Source organism: Pseudomonas sp. CC120222-01a (assembly GCF_003097235.1).
Classification (GTDB): domain Bacteria; phylum Pseudomonadota; class Gammaproteobacteria; order Pseudomonadales; family Pseudomonadaceae; genus Aquipseudomonas.
Genome location: NZ_QEQQ01000002.1, coordinates 1 through 16,844, shown reverse-complemented (window position 1 = coordinate 16,844; position 16,844 = coordinate 1). Strand labels below are relative to the sequence as shown.

Genomic DNA, 16,844 nt, shown 5'->3' with positions numbered 1-16,844 from the left:
GACGGGGGGCCTTGATGAATTCTTGTTCATTCAGGGCTGAACCTGGTCTTCCAGTTTCATGGTCAGGGCCAAGGTGCTGCCCATCTGCACCGCCCGGTCACGCCAGTCCTGGTAACGCGCGTCGTCCCGGCTGCTGAAATGCACCGCCAACTCCTCGGCCGCCTGCATCACCCCGGTTGCCGCCGCCAGCTCCAGCCAATACAGCGCGGCCTTGATGTCCGCGTCCACGTACAGGCCATGCAACAAGCGGTAGCCCATTTCGAACCGGCAACGCGCCTCGCCACGCTCGGCGCCACGCAAGAACCACTGGTAGGCCTGGCCTGGGTCCACCTGCCAGCCCAGTGCGGCATCGCAGACCTCTTCTTCGTACAGGTCACCCAACGCAGCAGCGGCATGCAGCATGCCCCGCTCGAAGGCCTGGCGATAACATTCCTCGGCCTGGGCATAGGAGGTTTCGACGCCTTTGCCGAAATAATGCTGCTGCCCCAGGTTGAACCACGCCGCCGCATTGCCCTGCAGCGCCGCCATGCGCAGCAGGTGCCCAGCCAGGGCGGTGTCGGCACGCCAGTACTTGCCATTGAGCCAGATCCAGCCGAGGTCGTTGAGTGCCGCCACGTTGCCGGCCAGTGCCTGCTGGCGCAGGTCGGTGTACACCGCCTGCAGGTCGTGGGCCTCGTCCAGGCGGTTGACCAACAGCGCGCGCTGGCTGGGCTGCCCTACCCCGGCAAACAGCCGCTGTCGCCTGCCGGCGTGTGTCGGTGGGCAAATGACCTGCTCAGGCAGAAGACGGGCGAGCAGCGAATGGATATTGCTGACAGCAGACATGTTCATCCTCATTGAACGACCCACAGGCCCGACCGCGGCTGTGATGAGGCGTGATTCTGCGCGACGTCACGTCAAAACCTGTCGCGAACGATTCGGGGCAAGGCAACCAATTGCGTATTCCTGGATCTGAGCGAGTTATGGCTAATTGCCATGACCCGCTCGAGCCGCCATCCTGTTGCGGCAAGCCTAGACAAGGACGTTACCTTTTGCCGTTCGCCACCACCCGCGCCACCCTCAGCCGTCAGTGGGCGCTGCTGCGCCAGTTACCCAGCCGCTCCCCTGGCATTACCAGCGCCGAACTGGTGTGGCGCCTGCGCGATGTGGGCTTCAATGTCAGCAAACGTACGGTGGAGCGGGACCTCAATGAGTTGTCGCTGATCTTTCCGCTGGATCGCAATGACAAGAGCATTCCGTTTGGCTGGCACTGGACGGCGAACGTTGCTGGCGAGTTGCGGGGGAATTTCGACCTGCAGGGATATTTGCGTGGTGATTCGCTTCAGCCGGTTCAGGGTGAAGGGATCGAGATGCAGGCCTGGGTCAGCGATCCTTTGGCCAGGCAGTTGCGTGAAGCGCCGTTGAGCGTGGACATGCAGTTGACCGCGTTGGACCAGGGGCATCGGCTGCGGGCCACGGTGGAAGATGGCGGGCCATTGCGCTGGTGGGTATTGAGCCAAGGGGAAAGCCTGGTGGTCGAAGAGCCGCAGGCGCTGCGCGAAGAGATCGCCAGGACCTTGAGCAATGCGGCTGCACAGTACGTGAATTAGCTGCCTGTGCTGGCCTCTTCGCGGGTGAACCCGCTCCCACAGAGATTCCGCAGGCCCTGAATGCTGCGCAGCACATGTGGGAGCGGGTTTACCGAGGCGTCAAACCGCCGCGAAGAGGCCGGCACAGGTGTATTACCTCTGCATCCCCCACCACTCCCCGACTAGCAGACCGATCAGGATCCCACCACTCTAAAAAGATCCGAGCATCAAGAAGATCATTGAAGAAATACACATCGCGCACCAAGTTCCGACCAAAATCCTTTTCATCGAATTTGGAAAATCTCGCAGTTGAGTCACATCAACCAATCCTCTGCGTGCAAATAATCTCGGCACAGTCAACAGTGTTGATATCGTACTGATACGCATAATTTTACCGAGGAAGCCCGCGTGCAAATAAAGCTTCTTATTCCCCAATACAAAATCGCTTTTCGACAGCAGTCCTTCAACCTCATCAAGATGTCTCATGGCGACATACATCTGCACTAAAAATGCAACCATCGCCAAGAAGAAAAAACAAATCGCAACCAAATTAATCTCAAATTTACTCACGATTTACTACTCATGTAAAAGTTCACGAATCGCCGCTGCAGCACTTACTTAGCAATCAGCCTCGTAAAATACCTACCCATATGCAGAAGGACGCCAATGATGAAATAAAAACAAGTGCACGAACCACAGCATAATCAGCAGCCTCTTGAGGCGATCAGGTACTGCTTGTAAATCTCCAGCGTCAGCCAAACCCTTTCGAACACAAAACTGGCCCACGGATAGCATCGCGGAAATTCCCCCCACACGCAAAACCTTCCCCAATAGCCCGGCACCGGACAAATTATCCCGATTACCGACAACAATATTGCTATTCTTTAATAAAGATTCAATATACTCAAGATATCGACAAGCGACAAAAATCCATGCCGCAAACATCAGCACTGGCGAAGCAAACAAGCAAACGCCGAGCACAACTATCTGCATATTCGTCACTTTGAGGACTCACATAGGACCTGACTCATTGTCTCTCTGAACATAGACCTTGGCACCCCACCTACCGCCACCAAGGTGATTCTTATAAACTCACCAAGGTTACGACTACCCAGAGCAATTCAAACAAAATATAGCCAGACCCTAAATGCCAGCATCGCTAAGATCTCAAAGGTCAGTGCTAACCAAAGCCCAATCAACATACGCCTCATTGATCTCGGAAACTTCTTTACCTCCTCGCCGTTCGCTAGCCCGCGACGCACATAAGGGCCTGGCAGTGTCAAAAGACAGGCAATACTACATATACGCAGAACCTTTCCCGGCATACCTGCATTGGAAAAGGCCTCCTTGACGCCCTGCACATACTTAGACCCTTCAAAAAATGACTCAACTCTATCTATATGTGTACAAGCAACATACACCAGGACAAGTAGAGTTATTATTCCAAAGCTAAAACCCAACAAGACAACCAGGCCAGGTTCAAACATATTCATTCTGATACCTTGCGGCATAGGAACCCCCTGCCCTTCACTCACCGTACCAGTCAACCCCGCCACTGTTGGCAACAATTACCGGTTCGGCGGCGATCAACATCAGGATGCACATTGAGATGGAGCATCAATGTTCATACATTCAAGCAGGCAGATTAAAATACTTCAGGATGTTGTGAGAAACAAAAAACAGGACTATTGAAAGCATTAACCCCCCCCAACAGACTAGCATCTTAATTCTCACGCTTCTTGGAAAACGCAATATTTCGGAAGCATCCGCAACTCCTCTGCGGACAAAAATCCAAGGCATCATAAGCATGTTTGCGGCCAGGCAGGTACGCAACACCTTACCTAGCAATCCCGCCGATGAAAAATTCAGCCGATTATCACGCACATAGCTACATCCTGACAGCTCCGACTCAATCACATCAAGATATCGGCATGCTAGATAAACCATGAAAATCAGGCTAATTATCATCCAAACCAAGAGCATAGACATCATTACCACTGCGACTGTCGATTTCATTCGAGCGTCCACTCATACACTATCTCCCCAAGCGCTCCAAACCACTCCTTCCCAAAATCGCCACCATACTTACCACCTATAGCACCTCCAATAACAGCGCATGCAACACCGACACTACCAGCAGAGGGAATACTGAGTGCCACACACATTGCACTTACCGTAGCACCGCCTACGATCCCTCCAGCAGCACTGCCAGATATACTTCCTGTCAAACCGCTCAACTCGACGTATTTAGCCTTCCTGCACTCTTCCTCACGACCTAGGGTGCATGCATTTTGAATAGACAACCCAGTTGCGGCCACATCCAATGCAACCCCAATGTAAGCACCTTTTTTGATCAGACTCGCAGCCCTCGCCACTCCCGTTACCTTCTTTGCATACCCCGTAATTTCACCGGTACTCAGATAGCGTTTAGTGGAAAGCTGCAGCATCCGCTTGATCGATCCCTGATTTCGTAGACCAGAGCCGTAAGCAGCGGTTTTCCCCAACTGCTCATCCAGCCTGCTAAACAGCGCCGCACGTTTGGCATAAAACTCCTCCCGCGCCCTGAACGTACCACCACTCATGTGCTCGCGGTGCAATTGCTCAATCTGTTCCAGCGTCTTCTTGATCGCATCCAGATGCCTGGCCCAGCCATCACTCGCGGCCCCTGCCCCCATCGACGCATGGGACAGCAGACTCTGCAGCATTTCGAAGTTATCCAGCATGAACCCATCGACACCGCCACCGTTGAAGACAATGTCACGGTGAATACCTGCCGCCTTGCCCATGAGAAAGGCTTCATGGCTGGTACAGGAGGAAGTGCTTGGATCACCGACGATCACCAATTCTCCGGCCAGGACAACCGCGTTGGCGATATGCGCATTGAGCACATCGAACTTAGCCTGCTGATTGGCATTCATCGGCGTGCCGTTCTTCAGGGTCGCGTAGTTCTGTGCCTTGGGATTTATGTAGCTGCGTGCCTCTGACATGGTCGTTCCTCACGCAAATATCTTGTTGGCGATACGGTCCCAGCCACCGGTGACACTGCCGCCAGCACCGCCATCGGCGCGCTGCTGCCGGGTGTAGATGGTCTTGATACGGCCGTAGTTGAGTTGGACGATTTCAGTCGGCACGCCGGAGTGCACGCCTTGTATAAAATCGGCAACGATCACTTCTTCGAGCACGACTTCGTAGTACTTGAGCTTGTCGCCACCGGCGCGGCAGACGACCAGCCTGACTTCTTTCAGGTACTGCCCGGCGCAACTGGCTTCGAGCAGTTTGCAGCTGACTTGGTGAAGGTCAGATTGCTCAGGGTGGTACGCCCGGAGGTGGCGCCCCCTGCGGAACTTGCGGTAGCAGAGGTGCTTTGGCTGGTGCCGAACGTGTAGCTGAGAACCTCGATCCAGTGCTTGTATTGCTCGTCTTGTGATTCGCCAGCGATTTCCGCGATTTGAATGAATGCGTCGAAAGCCATGATTACTGTTCCTTGTAAACGAATGAGCGGAACAGGCTAGGCGCGAGGAAAGGTGACCGCAATGGTTCTAAGGAAATCGAGACTAAATTCAGAATTTTCCTACAACTTTACCGACAAATTAGCTTGTAAATGTATGAAAGCTTTTCAGGACAAGGGCCGCGGCCCACCGCTAGTGAATTGGTCGCCTGTGCCGGCCTCTTCGCGGGCAAGCCCGCTCCCACAGGGATCGCGCAGGTCCTGAACACTGTGCAGTACCTGTGGGAGCGGGCGTGCCCGCGAAGAGGCCGGCACAGGAAAACTACCGCTGCATGCCCCACCGCCGAACGGTCAACCGCTCCAGGGTATTGAACACCAGCCCCTCGACCAGCAAGCCGATCAGGATCACCACCGCCAACCCGGCAAACACCTTGTCGGTATACAGCTCGTTGCGGTTCTGGAAGATGTACCAGCCCAGCCCGCCCTTGCCACTGCTGGCGCCGAACACCAGTTCGGCAGCGATCAGCGTGCGCCAGGCGAACGCCCAGCCGATCTTCAGCCCCGAAAGAATCGAGGGCAACGCCGCTGGCACCAGGATGTGCAGGACCAGGCGCAGCCCTTTCAGGCCGTAATTGCGCCCGGCCATGCGCAGGGTTTCCGACACCCCGAGAAAGCCCGCATAGGTATTCAGCGCCAGTGCCCACAACACCGAATGCACCAGCACGAAGATCAGGCTGTTGTCACCCAGCCCGAACCACAACAGCGCCAACGGCAGCAGGGCAATCGCCGGCAACGGGTTGAACATCGAGGTCAGGGTGCCCAGCAGATCGCGCCCGAGCTGGGTCGACACCGCCAGACTGGTCAGGCCGAAGGCCAACACGATGCCCAGCAGGTAACCCTTGAGCAGAATCACCAGCGACACACCGACCTTGGCCGGCAGCTCGCCACTGAGCAGGCCGTCCCACAACGCGACGGCGGTCTGCAGGAAGGTCGGCAGCAGCAGGTCGTTGCCCTGGTAGCGGGCGATCGCTTCCCACAAGGCGGCGATCACCACCAGGATCACGGCCTTGCGCAGCCAGCCGTGCTGCCACAGGCGCTGGGCCAACGGTAGGTTGCGTTCCACAGGCACACTGAGCAAAGGCTCCAGCTGCACCTCGTATTCCTGGCGCACAGGTGTAGGGGTCATGGCTGAAGCTCCTGTCAGTAGGCGATGCGAATGTCGTTGAAGCCCAGGTCATCGGCCTGTTCAGGGGCTTCGGCCTCGTCGAACAGCAAGCGATGGATGCGCCGCGCGCTGGCCTGGAAGTCAGCAGCGCCGAGGCTGCCGAGGTCGTACTGGTGGCTGTGCACCTCGGCCCGGACCCGGCCCGGATGGGGCGACAACAGCAGGATGCGGTTGCCGACCACCAGCGCCTCCTCGATGGAGTGGGTGACGAACAACAAGGTGAAGCGCACTTCCTCCCACAGCAGCAGCAGTTCTTCCTGCATCTTGCGCCGGGTCAGCGCATCGAGCGCGGCGAACGGTTCGTCCATCAGCAGGATCTTCGGCTGGGTGGCCAGCGCCCGGGCGATCGCCACGCGGGCCTTCATCCCGCCCGACAGCATGTGCGGGTAGACGTCGGCAAAGGCGGCCAGGCCAACCTTGTCCAGGTAGTGCAGGGCCCGCTCCTCGGCCTCGGCGCGCTTGAGCTGGCCAGACACCACCAGCGGGAACATGACGTTCTCTTTCACCGTTTTCCATGGTGGCAGCTGGTCGAACTCCTGGAACACCACGATGCGGTCAGGGCCGGGGCCGTTGACCGGCTGGCCCTGCAACAGGATCTGCCCTTCCCGGGGGGCGATGAAACCGGCTACGGCCTTGAGCAAGGTCGACTTGCCGCAGCCCGACGGGCCAAGCAGGACGAAACGGTCGGCCCGGTCGACTTCGAAGCTGACCTGATGGGTTGCCCGCACCACGCGCTGCGCGGTGCGGTATTCGAGGCTCAGGTTGTCCACCTGGAGCAACGGTGGTGTAGCGACACGGCTCAGGTTGCTGGCCGTGTGGCCTGGCAAAGGGGCGGTCATGGTCGGTCAGCTCCCCTGCAGCGGGCGTTCATCCTGGAAGAAGTAGTCCTTCCACGATTCCGGCTTGTGCTTGATGGCGCCAACCCGATACAGGAACTCGGCCAGCTTGTAGGTGTTCTTCGGCGTGACAGTGAACTCGTACTGCGGGTTGTCGATCAGCTTGATCAGCGCGTCGCGGTCGATCTTGGCCTTGGTCACGCGAATGTAGGTATCCGCTGCAGCGGCCTTGTCCTTCTGGGCGAAGTCTGCCGCCTCGGCCAGGGCATCGACGAAGGCCTTGTAGGTCTTGGGGTTGTCCTTGCGGAATTTCTCGGTGGCGAACAGCAGGGTCGGCGAGTTGGGGCCGAGCAGGTCATAGCTGTTGAGCACCACGTGCACGTCCTTGTTGGCCAGCGCCTGGTCCTGGAACGGTGGGTTGGAGAAGTGCCCGTTCAGTTCGGTGCCGCCGGCCAGCAACGCGGCGGTGGCATCGGGGTGCGGCACGGCCAGGGTGTACTTGTCGAGGCGGTTGTATTCCTTGTCGCCCCACTGCTGGGCGGCGGCGTACTGCAGGAAGCGTGACTGCACCGAAACCCCCACGGCCGGCACCGCAATGCGGTCCTTGTCGGAAATATCGGCGATGGTCTTCACGTTCGGGTTGCTGCTGACCAGGTAGTACGGGAAGTTGCCCAGTGAGGCCACGGCCTTGACGTTCTGCCGGTCCTTGGTGCGGTCCCACACGGTCAACAGCGGGCCGACCCCGGCACCGGCGATGTCCACCGAACCGGACAGCAGCGCGTCGTTGATCGCCGAGCCGCCGGACAGCTGCGCCCAGTCGACCTCGATGTCGATGCCCTGCTCTTTGCCGTGCTTCTCGATCAGGTGCTGGTCGCGTACCACGTTGAGCAGCAGGTAGACGATGCCGAACTGCTCGGCGATGCGGATCTTGCCTTCGGCGTGCGCCACGGCGGGGGCCGCCAGGCTGCCGACAACCAGGCTGGCGCCCAGGCCGATGCTTGCCGCCAGGCGGCTGATGGATTTGCGCATGATGAATTCCTCAGTCGTCAGAACGGGGCATCGCCCTGGATGGTGGTGCGGAACAGTTTGCGGCGCAGGTGCGCCGGGCAACCGGTAGCCAGGTGGATCAGCGAACGGTTGTCCCAGAACACCAGGTCGTGGGGCTGCCACTGATGGCGGTAGATGTTCTGCTCAAGCACGCTCAGCGCGTACAGCTGCTGCAGCACGTCGCGGCTTTCATCGTCAGGCAGGCCGACGATGCGGGTGGTGAAGCCTTCGCTGACGAACAACGCCTTGCGGCCGTTTTCCGGGTGGGTCCGTACCACCGGGTGGATGACCTCCTTCACCTGCGCGAGCTGCTCGGCGGTCAGGGTCGGGCGCCAGTTGCCCTCGAACTTGGTTTCAGCATAACGGGCGGTGTAGGAGTGCGCGGCACTGCGGCCTTCGACCACCTTGCGCAGGGCCTCGGGCACGGCGTCCCAGGCTTTGTGCATGTCGGCGAACAGGGTGTCGCCACCTTCACTTGGCAGCTCCTGGGCGTGCAGCATGGACCCGAGGCTTGGCAGTTCCTTGTACGACAGGTCCGAGTGCCAGAACTTGCCGGCATCGCCCAGGCCGATGTTCTGGCCGTGCTCGACGATGTTGGAGACGATCAGGATTTCCGGATGGCCTGCGAGCAGGAACTGCTTGAGTACATGGATCTGCAGCTCGCCGAAGCGGCGGCTGAAGGCGATCTGTTGTTCCGGACTGATACGCTGGTCACGGAACACCAATACATGGTGGTCGAGGTGGGCGCGATGAATTCGGGTGAAATCCTCGGCGGTGACCGGCTTGGCCAGGTCCAGGCCAATGATCTCGGCGCCGACGGCACCGGAGAACGGGCGGATTTCGAAGGTTTGCGGCTGGGCGCTGTCGATGGACGACAAGGCGTTCGAGGCGGCTGGCATGTTTCACTCCCACGCAGTGCGCGACGTCAATGGCGCGCAACGATCAGAAACGCACGGGGATTACCCGTGTGGGTTCGAGTCGTGCGGCGCATCGATTGGTCGACGGGTACGCAGTGGGATTGACTATAAATGCATAAGAAAAATAATTTAAATATCTTTAAAGAATAAAGATATGAAGGGTGTCAGTGCTCGATTCTGGTGCTGCCTGTACCGGCCTCTTCGCGGGCAAGCCCGCGAAAGGGTCGGTGCAGACTTACCGCTCGCGCAGGGCCTCGTCGCGGGCCTTCATGATCGGCTTGAGCAGGTAGCTCATGATGGTCTTCTTGCCGGTCATGATGTCCACCGTGGCGACCATGCCAGGGATGATCAACAGCGGCTTCTGGTCGGTGCCCAGATGGCTCTTCTCGGTGCGCAGCCTGATCAGGTAGTAGGTGGTCTTCTTGTCTTCGTCGGTGATGGTATCGGCGCCGATCTGCACCAGCTTGGCCTTCAACCCACCGTAGATGGTGTAGTCGTAGGCGCTGAACTTGATGGTCGCTTCCTGCCCTGGGTGCAGGAAGGCGATGTCCTTGGGCAGGATCTTCGCCTCGACCACCAGGGTGTCGTCCAGCGGCACGATCTCGATGATGTCGCTGCCCGGCTGGATCACCCCGCCGATGGTGTTGACCAGCAGCTGCTTGACGATGCCGCGCACCGGCGACGTGACCAGGGTACGGCTGACGCGGTCATCCAGCGCCTTGCTGGTGGCGGTGGCCTTGTTCAGCTCGGTACGGGCCTCGTTGAGCTTGGTCAGCGCCTCACTGCGGAACTTGCCGCGGGTCTCTTCGATCTTGCTCTCGACTTCCTTGATGGCCGCTTCGGCACGCGGGATGGCCAGCGCCGTGGAGTCCATCTGGCCACGGGTTTCCACTTCGGAGCGGCGCAGGCGCAGCACCTCCACCTGGGAGACCGCGCCCTGGGCCACCAGCGGCTCGGACATGCCGATCTCTTGGCGCAGCAACTGCAAACTGTTGGCGTACTGGGCACGTTTGGAGGTGAATTCGCGCAGTTCCTGCTGCTTCTGCACCAGCTGCTGCTGCAGGCCACCGAGCTCGTCCTGCAACTGCTGGCGGCGGCTCTGGTACAGCGACTGCTCGTCCGCTGCCTGGCTTGGCGCGGCCTTGCGCAGCTCTTCGTCGATCTTCAGCGGTCGGTCCTCGACCTCGGCGCTCAGGCGCTCGACGCGCAGGGCCATGGCCAGGCGGTCGGCCTCGGTTTCACCGACATTGGAGGCAAAACGGGTTTCGTCCAGGCGCAGCAGCGGCTGGCCGACCTCGACCACCTGCCCTTCCTTGGCGAAGATCTCGGCGACGATGCCGCCCTCGAGGTTCTGGATCTTCTGCACCTTGGACGACGGGATGGCCTTGCCTTCCCCGCGGGTCACCTCGTCAATGGGCGCGAAGCTGGCCCAGACGATGAGGAACAGGAAGAACGCGATCACGCCCCAGATGGTCAGGCGCACGACGCGCGGGGCGTCTTCGATGAGCGCTTTGTTGACCTCGGGCAGCGGCTGCCCGTTGAGCGAGTCGGAGCCTTTGAAATAGCGACGCAGGCCGTCCTTGAACACGCCGAAATCGAGCTTATGCAACACTGATTTGCCCCTTCTTCAACGCATCCATGACCGTGGCTTTCGGGCCATCGGCGACAATCTGCCCTCGGTCGATGACGATCAACCGGTCGACCAGTGACAGCAGCGAGGCACGGTGGGTGACCAGCAGCACGGTCTTGTTTTCCACCACGGCCTGCAGGCGTTGCTTGAGGCGCTCTTCGCCGGTGTTGTCCATGGCGCTGGTCGGCTCATCGAGCAGCAGAATCTGCGGGTTGAGCAGCAGCGCACGGCCCAGGGCGACGTTCTGCCGCTGGCCGCCGGAAAGGTTCTGGCCACGCTCGCCGACCTGCAGCTCGTAGCCATCCGGGTGCAGCCGGGCGAATTCGTGCACGCCAGCCAGCTCGGCGGCTTGCAGGATCAGCTCGTCCTCGATGTAGCGGGCACCGCTGACCAGGTTGTCGCGCAGGGTACCGGCCAGCAGCTGGATGTCCTGCGGGACGTAGCCGACGTTGTGGCGCAGTTCGCTGACGTCGATCTGGCGGATGTCCACGCCGTCCACCAGCAGCGAGCCGTTGTCGGTTTCGTACAGGCCGACGATCAGCTTGGCCAGCGAGCTCTTGCCCGAGCCGCTGCGGCCGATGATGCCGACCTTCTCGCCCGGGCGGATGTTCAGGTTGATGCCCTTGAGCGCCTGGTTCTGCTGGTTCGGGTAGGTGAAGTCGACGCCGCGGAACTCGATGCCGCCCTGCAGCACCTTACGACTCAGCGGGCGCTCCTCGAAGTTGCGCTCCTGCGGCAGCTCCATCATCTGGTTGGTCGAGACCATGGTCACCTTGGCCTGCTGGTAGCGGGCCAGCAGGCCGTTGAGCGAACTCAACGGGCCCAGGGCGCGGCCGCTGAGCATGTAGCAGGCCACCAGGCCGCCCATGCTGAGGTTGCCGTCGATGATCAGGTACACGCCGACGCAGATCATCGCCACGCCAGCCAGCTGCTGGATCAGCAGGGTGATGTTCATCGCCAGGCTCGACAGCACCTTCACTCGCAGCTCAAGGCGGCTGAGGGTGCCGAGGGTCTGCTCCCACATGTACTGGCGTTCGCTTTCGGCGTTGTTGACCTTGACCGCGTCCAGGCCGGCCAGGGTTTCAATGAGGCTCGACTGACGCTCGGAAGCCAGCGCCATGGTCCGTTCCATGGTCGCCATCAGCGGCCGCTGCAGGGCGTAGCCGATGCCCAGGGCCAGCGGGAAGGCGAGGATCGGGATCCACACCAGGTGCCCGCCGATGATGGCGATGACCAGGAGGATGATGAACGTGAACGGCAGGTCGATCAGGCTGGTCAGGGTCAGCGAGGCGAGGAAGTCGCGCAGGCCCTGAAACTCGTGGATGTTCTGGGCAAAGCTGCCGACCCGCGCCGGGCGGTACTTCATCGACATGCCGACGATGCGCTCGAACAGCGTGGCCGAGATGATCAGGTCGGTCTTCTTGCCGGCCAGGTCCAGGCACAGGCCGCGCAGGCCTTTGAGGATCAAGTCGAAGAGGTACGCGCCGGTGATGCCGATGGCCAGTACCCACAAGGTCGAGGTGGCCTGGTTGGGCACCACGCGGTCGTAGACGTTCATCACGAACAACGGCGCGGCCAGGGCGATCAGGTTGATCACCAGGCTGGCGGCGATGGCGTCAATGTACAGCCACTTGCTGCGCAGCAGGGTGTCGCGGAACCAGGACTTGGCCCGCGGGATCAGGTTGCCGTGGTTGACATCGTACTTGTGCTGCGGCTGGGCAAAGAACACCTTGCCGCTGTAGTCCTCGTCCAGCGCCTCGCGGCTGACCAGCACCTCGCCACCATCGCTCTCACTCAGCAGCAGGCGTGCACTGCCGTCGCTCTCCCAGCCCAGCAGCACCGCAGCGCGGCCTTCCTTGAGCAGCAGCATGGCCGGCATGGCAATGCTCGGAATCTGCTCCAGCTTGCGTTGCAGCAGGCGCCCCTGCAGGCCGGCGCGAGCGGCGGCGCGGGGCAGCAGCTCGGCGTTCAGGCGCTGGGACGGCAGCGGCAAACCAGTGGTGAGCATCGCCCGGCTGGCAGGCTTCTGATGCAGGACGCACAGCGTCAGCAGGCTATCCAGTAATGGATCGTCATGCTGACTGCGTGGATCGTGGTTGAGTTGGACTCGACTGACTTCGGATTCCACGCGGTGCTCTCTTCAACCTGGCGGGTAGTGGATGGGTGCCCCTCAGTTCAGGCCTGGCAGGTTCACCCGGGGTTTCAAATCGTTCTGCACAACGGTGGCCATCGGCGCGACCACACCCTGGCTCTTGAGCAGTTGGCCAATGGTCGCCTTGATTCGGTACTGAGTAAACAACTGAATATTCTTCACCTCTACTAGACGGCGCTGGGCGGTGAAGGTTTCGTTCTCGCTGTCGAGCAGGTCGAGCAAGGTTCGCTCGCCGAGGCTGAACTGCTGCTGGTAGGCGCTGCGCACGCGGTTGCTGTGGTCAACGTACTGCTGGGCGATCGGCACCTGGGCGTTGGCGTTTTCCTGGGCGTTCCAGGCCAGGCCCAGTTCTTCGTTGAGCTGGCGCAGGGCGTTGTTGCGGATGTCCAGGGCCTGGCCTGCCAGGTGCGATTTGGCTTCCAGCTCGGCCTTGTTGCTGCCGCCGGCGTACAGGTTGAAGTTCATCCGCACCATGGCTTCCCAATCGTTGTTGTGACCAACGACACCGTCGATGTTGTTGTCGGCGGTGCGGCCGAGTTCGGCATCGAAGCGCGGGTAGAAGCTGGATTTGGCGGCATCGTACTGTTTTTCCGCCGCGGCGATGTCCGATTCGGCCGAGCGCAGCACCGGGCTGCTTTCTACCATCTGCGCGCGGGCTTCTTCCAGGCTGGCGGGCAGCAGATCGATGAACGGCGCCGGGGCGCTCAGCTCATCCGGCATCTGCCCCACCACGCTCAGGAAGTTGGTGTTGGCGTCGGCCAGGTTGGTCTGCTCGGTGATCAGGTTGTTCTGGGCCTGGGCCAGGCGCGCTTCAGCCTGATCGAGGTCGGCCAGACGACCGACGCCACGGCTGGTGCGCAGCTTGATCTGGTCGAGGATGCGTTCGTGGTTCTGCAGGTTTTCCTGGGCCAGGCGCACCATCTCGCGGCGCGACAGCACGTCCAGATAGACCTTGGCCACGTCCAGGCCAGTGCGCTCGGAGGTGTCCATCAGTGCATAGGCGCGGGAGTTGGCGGTGGCCTGCTGGCGGCCAACTTCGCTGGAGGTGGCGAAGCCGTCGAACACCATCTGCCGCAGACGGATGGCCGACTCGCCACGGTTCAGGGTTTCCCAGCGGTTGCCGGTACTCGGGCTGTCGCTGCCTTCACGGCCGTAGCCGGCGGTGACGTTGACCTGCGGCAAATAGCCGCCCTTGGCGGCGCGCAACTGGTAGTCCGCGGCCACGCGCGCATTCACGCCGGCCTGGATCTCGGGGTGCACTTCAAGGGCCTGCTGCATGGCTTCTGGCAGCGTCTGGGCGTGGGCAAAAGTGGCGACAAAAGCGAGTGGCAGAGCGGTAAACAGTGGCGCACGCATGTTTTTACGGATCCCCGAAGGCGCTGTTGTTCTGAATCACGGCAGAAGCTGTGCAGGTTTGGAAAATGGCAACCTGATCTGAGCGATGAGCGAGCTTCCAACGGGGCACTTCGAGAGGCACTTCGGGAAGGGAATGCAAACGTTCAAATATCAATGTGACATTACTTCGTCGATTGTTTAGGATGACGAACATAAGGTCAATAGTTTGGCATAAAGTTAATTCCAATGAGTTATAGCCAATTTATTGACGTCAAAAATTTCAGACATATTAATGACACAATTCCGCCTGATGCAGCGCCCTGAGCGCCATTCGGAGCAGGGACGTCCTATCATCGGGTAAGCCGGAGAGTCCAATGAGCAGCGTTGTTGCCATCGTCAAGAGCATTGTTGGCCAGGTCATCGCAGTATCCCCAGAAGGCATCCGGCGCGTACTCATCGAGGGTGATCGCCTGTTAGCGGGCGAGCAGGTGCTCACGGGCGCGGGCGGGGCCGTTACCCTCGAACTGGCCGATGGCCGCCTGCTCGACCTGGGTCGCGACTCCCAGTGGAGCGCCGATGCGCCGGACAGCAGCACCGACCTGGGCCTGGCTGCCGCACAAGCCGCCCCGTCGGTTGAAGAGCTGCAGCAGGCGATCGCTGCCGGTGTTGACCCGACCACGCAGCTCGAAGCCACGGCAGCCGGCCCTTCGGCGGCAGGCGGTGGCGGCGCGGCAGGCGGCGGCCACAGCTTCGTGATGCTCGACGCCACGGCCGGCAGCGTGGACCCGACGATCGGCTTCCCTACGGCCCCGATAGGCTTCGCCACCGCAGCGACCACCGAGGAAACCGGAGGGGTCGATACCACCTCCAGTACGGCGGTCACGATGATCGCGACCGACCTCACCCTCAGCGCCACCCCTTCCATCACCGAAGCGGGTGGCGTCATCGTCTATACCGCCACCGTTGGCCAGGCTCCGGCGACCAACCTGACCGTGACCCTGTCGAACGGCGCGGTCATCGTCATTCCGGCCGGCCAGACCACCGGCACCGTCAACGTGCCGGTTGCAGGGAATGACACGCCGTACATCGATGGCGGGCAGATTTCCACCACCGTGACCGGCACCACCGGTGGCGGCAACGTGATCGTGACCCTGCCGCAGACGCCGGCAGTGACCGAAATCACCGACACCATCGACACCACCACCGCCACCCTGACCGCGTCGCCTAGCGTGACCGAGGGTGGCGTGATCACCTACACCGTGACCCTGAGCAACCCTGCACAGACTCCGGTGACCGTGACCCTGTCGAACGGCCAGACCATCACCGTCGAAGCCGGCAAGAGTACCGGTAGCGTTGATTTCCAGACCCCGGCCAATGATGTCTACAACAACGGTTCGACTGTCAGCACTACCATCACTGGTGCCACTGGCGGCAACTTCGAGCAGCTGACGCCGAACCCGGCGCCTGCCGAGACCGTCATCAGCGACTCGGTCGATACCACCACTGCCACCCTGACCGCGTCGCCTAGCGTGACCGAGGGGGGCGTGATCACCTACACCGTGACCCTGAGCAACCCTGCACAGACTCCGGTGACCGTGACCCTGTCGAACGGCCAGACCATCACCGTCGAAGCCGGCAAAAGTACCGGTAGCGTTGACTTCCAGACCCCGGCCAATGATGTCTACAACAACGGTTCGACTGTCAGCACCACCATCACCGGTGCCACTGGCGGCAACTTCGAGCAGCTGACGCCGAACCCGGCGCCTGCCGAGACCGTCATCAGCGACTCGATCGATACCACCACCGCTACCCTGACCGCGTCGCCTAGCGTGACCGAGGGTGGCGTGATCACCTACACCGTGACCCTGAGCAACCCTGCCCAGACTCCGGTGACCGTGACCCTGTCGAACGGCCAGACCATCACCGTCGAAGCGGGCAAAGCCGTGGGTAGTGTCGATGTGCCGACAGCGGCCAACGACGTCTACAACAACGGCTCCACCGTTTCTGTTTCGATCGAGAAGGCTGAAGGCGGTAACTTCGAAGCCCTGGACGTCAACAAGACCCCGGTTGAAACCGTTATCAGCGACTCGGTCGACACCACCACCGCCACATTGACTGCCACTCCAGGCGTCACCGAAGGTGGTGTGATCACTTACACCGTGACCCTGAGCAACCCGGCTCAGACCGCTGTGACCGTGACCCTGTCCAATGGCCAGACCATCACCGTTGAAGCCGGCAAGAACACTGGCAGCGTGGACTTCCAGACCCCGGTCAACGACGTCTACAACAACGGTTCGACCGTCAGCACCACCATCACCGGTACTACCGGCGGTAATTTCGAGCAGTTGGACATCGTCAAGACGCCAGCCGAGACCGTGGTCAGTGACTCGATCGACACCACTACCGCTACCCTCAGTGCCACGCCAAGCGTGACTGAAGGCGGTGTGATCACTTACACCGTGACGTTGAGCAACCCAGCCCAGACCCCGGTGACCGTGACCCTGTCCAATGGCCAGACGATCACCGTTGAAGCCGGAAAGAATTCCGGCAGCGTGGACTTCCAGACTCCGGCCAACGACGTCTACAACAATGGCTCGACAGTCAGCACCACCATTACCGGTACTACCGGCGGTAACTTCGAGCAGCTGGCGGTCAGCCCGACCCCGGCCGTGACTGCAATCACCGA

15 protein-coding genes and 1 pseudogene are annotated in these 16,844 nt (G+C 60.6%); 2 read left to right on the top strand and 14 right to left on the bottom strand.

Translation table 11 applies throughout. The annotated features are described in order from the left end of the window. Nucleotides 1–30: 30 nt before the first annotated feature. Nucleotides 31–825 carry a tetratricopeptide repeat protein gene (locus N430_RS02940; protein ID WP_110632604.1) on the bottom strand — a complete coding sequence of 265 codons (795 nt, stop codon included), beginning with the start codon at nucleotides 823–825 and terminating at the stop codon, nucleotides 31–33. A gap of 206 nt (nucleotides 826–1,031) precedes the next feature. Here N430_RS02940 and N430_RS02935 point away from each other — a divergent pair, with 206 nt between their 5' ends. Continuing rightward, the gene (locus N430_RS02935; RefSeq protein WP_110632601.1) at nucleotides 1,032–1,589 is read left to right on the top strand and encodes a WYL domain-containing protein; all 558 of its coding nucleotides are present in this window, start codon (nucleotides 1,032–1,034) and stop codon (nucleotides 1,587–1,589) included. A gap of 189 nt (nucleotides 1,590–1,778) precedes the next feature. On the opposite strand, the gene N430_RS02930 is transcribed toward N430_RS02935, so the two are convergent. From N430_RS02930 to N430_RS02865, 13 genes and pseudogenes are all read right to left on the bottom strand, one after another. After that, nucleotides 1,779–2,138 carry a hypothetical protein gene (locus N430_RS02930; protein WP_256592058.1) on the bottom strand — a complete coding sequence of 120 codons (360 nt, stop codon included), beginning with the start codon at nucleotides 2,136–2,138 and terminating at the stop codon, nucleotides 1,779–1,781. A gap of 72 nt (nucleotides 2,139–2,210) precedes the next feature. Beyond that, nucleotides 2,211–2,561, bottom strand: a complete 351-nt coding sequence (locus tag N430_RS02925) for a hypothetical protein (RefSeq protein ID WP_256592057.1) — start codon at nucleotides 2,559–2,561, stop codon at nucleotides 2,211–2,213. 128 nt (nucleotides 2,562–2,689) lie between these two features. Continuing rightward, the gene (locus N430_RS02920; RefSeq protein ID WP_110632598.1) at nucleotides 2,690–3,061 is read right to left on the bottom strand and encodes a hypothetical protein; all 372 of its coding nucleotides are present in this window, start codon (nucleotides 3,059–3,061) and stop codon (nucleotides 2,690–2,692) included. A 139-nt stretch (nucleotides 3,062–3,200) separates the two neighbouring features. Then, nucleotides 3,201–3,584, bottom strand: coding sequence for a hypothetical protein (locus N430_RS02915; RefSeq protein WP_116583634.1), 384 nt, complete (start codon nucleotides 3,582–3,584; stop codon nucleotides 3,201–3,203). Next, nucleotides 3,581–4,555 carry a hypothetical protein gene (locus N430_RS02910; protein ID WP_110632595.1) on the bottom strand — a complete coding sequence of 325 codons (975 nt, stop codon included), beginning with the start codon at nucleotides 4,553–4,555 and terminating at the stop codon, nucleotides 3,581–3,583. The genes N430_RS02915 and N430_RS02910 overlap by 4 nt, the downstream gene beginning before the upstream one ends. 9 nt (nucleotides 4,556–4,564) lie before the next feature. Then, nucleotides 4,565–5,040 (bottom strand): annotated as a pseudogene (locus N430_RS02905) (Hcp family type VI secretion system effector). 298 nt (nucleotides 5,041–5,338) lie between these two features. Next, nucleotides 5,339–6,202, bottom strand: coding sequence for an ABC transporter permease (locus N430_RS02895; RefSeq protein WP_110632591.1), 864 nt, complete (start codon nucleotides 6,200–6,202; stop codon nucleotides 5,339–5,341). Between the two features lie 14 nt (nucleotides 6,203–6,216). Further along, nucleotides 6,217–7,080: an ABC transporter ATP-binding protein gene (locus N430_RS02890; protein ID WP_110632588.1), complete on the bottom strand. Its 864-nt coding sequence runs from the start codon at nucleotides 7,078–7,080 to the stop codon at nucleotides 6,217–6,219. Nucleotides 7,081–7,086: 6 nt separating this feature from the next. Continuing rightward, entirely contained in the window at nucleotides 7,087–8,106 is a 1,020-nt protein-coding gene (locus N430_RS02885; protein ID WP_110632584.1) for an ABC transporter substrate-binding protein, read from the bottom strand. 17 nt (nucleotides 8,107–8,123) lie between these two features. Continuing rightward, on the bottom strand, nucleotides 8,124–9,023 hold the full coding sequence (locus tag N430_RS02880) for a TauD/TfdA family dioxygenase (RefSeq protein ID WP_110632581.1): 900 nt from the start codon (nucleotides 9,021–9,023) through the stop codon (nucleotides 8,124–8,126). Nucleotides 9,024–9,276: 253 nt separating this feature from the next. Then, nucleotides 9,277–10,653, bottom strand: coding sequence for an HlyD family type I secretion periplasmic adaptor subunit (locus N430_RS02875; protein WP_110632578.1), 1,377 nt, complete (start codon nucleotides 10,651–10,653; stop codon nucleotides 9,277–9,279). Further along, the gene (locus tag N430_RS02870) at nucleotides 10,643–12,799 is read right to left on the bottom strand and encodes a type I secretion system permease/ATPase (RefSeq protein WP_110632575.1); all 2,157 of its coding nucleotides are present in this window, start codon (nucleotides 12,797–12,799) and stop codon (nucleotides 10,643–10,645) included. The genes N430_RS02875 and N430_RS02870 overlap by 11 nt, the downstream gene beginning before the upstream one ends. Before the next feature lie 42 nt (nucleotides 12,800–12,841). Beyond that, nucleotides 12,842–14,179 carry a TolC family outer membrane protein gene (locus N430_RS02865; RefSeq protein WP_110632573.1) on the bottom strand — a complete coding sequence of 446 codons (1,338 nt, stop codon included), beginning with the start codon at nucleotides 14,177–14,179 and terminating at the stop codon, nucleotides 12,842–12,844. Nucleotides 14,180–14,532: 353 nt separating this feature from the next. Between N430_RS02865 and N430_RS02860 the strand changes: the two genes are divergently transcribed. Further along, the coding region (locus N430_RS02860) for a retention module-containing protein (protein WP_133248819.1) at nucleotides 14,533–16,844 on the top strand (2,312 nt) is incomplete at its 3' end.

Bases quoted from the DNA above. Each gene is read 5' to 3' on its own strand.
- N430_RS02915 (WP_116583634.1), bottom strand. From the start codon at position 3,584: ATGAAATCGACAGTCGCAGTGGTAATGATGTCTATGCTCTTGGTTTGG.
- N430_RS02865 (WP_110632573.1), bottom strand. From the start codon at position 14,179: ATGCGTGCGCCACTGTTTACCGCTCTGCCACTCGCTTTTGTCGCCACT.
- N430_RS02940 (WP_110632604.1), bottom strand. From the start codon at position 825: ATGTCTGCTGTCAGCAATATCCATTCGCTGCTCGCCCGTCTTCTGCCT.
- N430_RS02925 (WP_256592057.1), bottom strand. From the start codon at position 2,561: ATGCAGATAGTTGTGCTCGGCGTTTGCTTGTTTGCTTCGCCAGTGCTG.
- N430_RS02920 (WP_110632598.1), bottom strand. From the start codon at position 3,061: ATGAATATGTTTGAACCTGGCCTGGTTGTCTTGTTGGGTTTTAGCTTT.
- N430_RS02910 (WP_110632595.1), bottom strand. From the start codon at position 4,555: ATGTCAGAGGCACGCAGCTACATAAATCCCAAGGCACAGAACTACGCG.
- N430_RS02885 (WP_110632584.1), bottom strand. From the start codon at position 8,106: ATGCGCAAATCCATCAGCCGCCTGGCGGCAAGCATCGGCCTGGGCGCC.
- N430_RS02895 (WP_110632591.1), bottom strand. From the start codon at position 6,202: ATGACCCCTACACCTGTGCGCCAGGAATACGAGGTGCAGCTGGAGCCT.
- N430_RS02880 (WP_110632581.1), bottom strand. From the start codon at position 9,023: ATGCCAGCCGCCTCGAACGCCTTGTCGTCCATCGACAGCGCCCAGCCG.
- N430_RS02890 (WP_110632588.1), bottom strand. From the start codon at position 7,080: ATGACCGCCCCTTTGCCAGGCCACACGGCCAGCAACCTGAGCCGTGTC.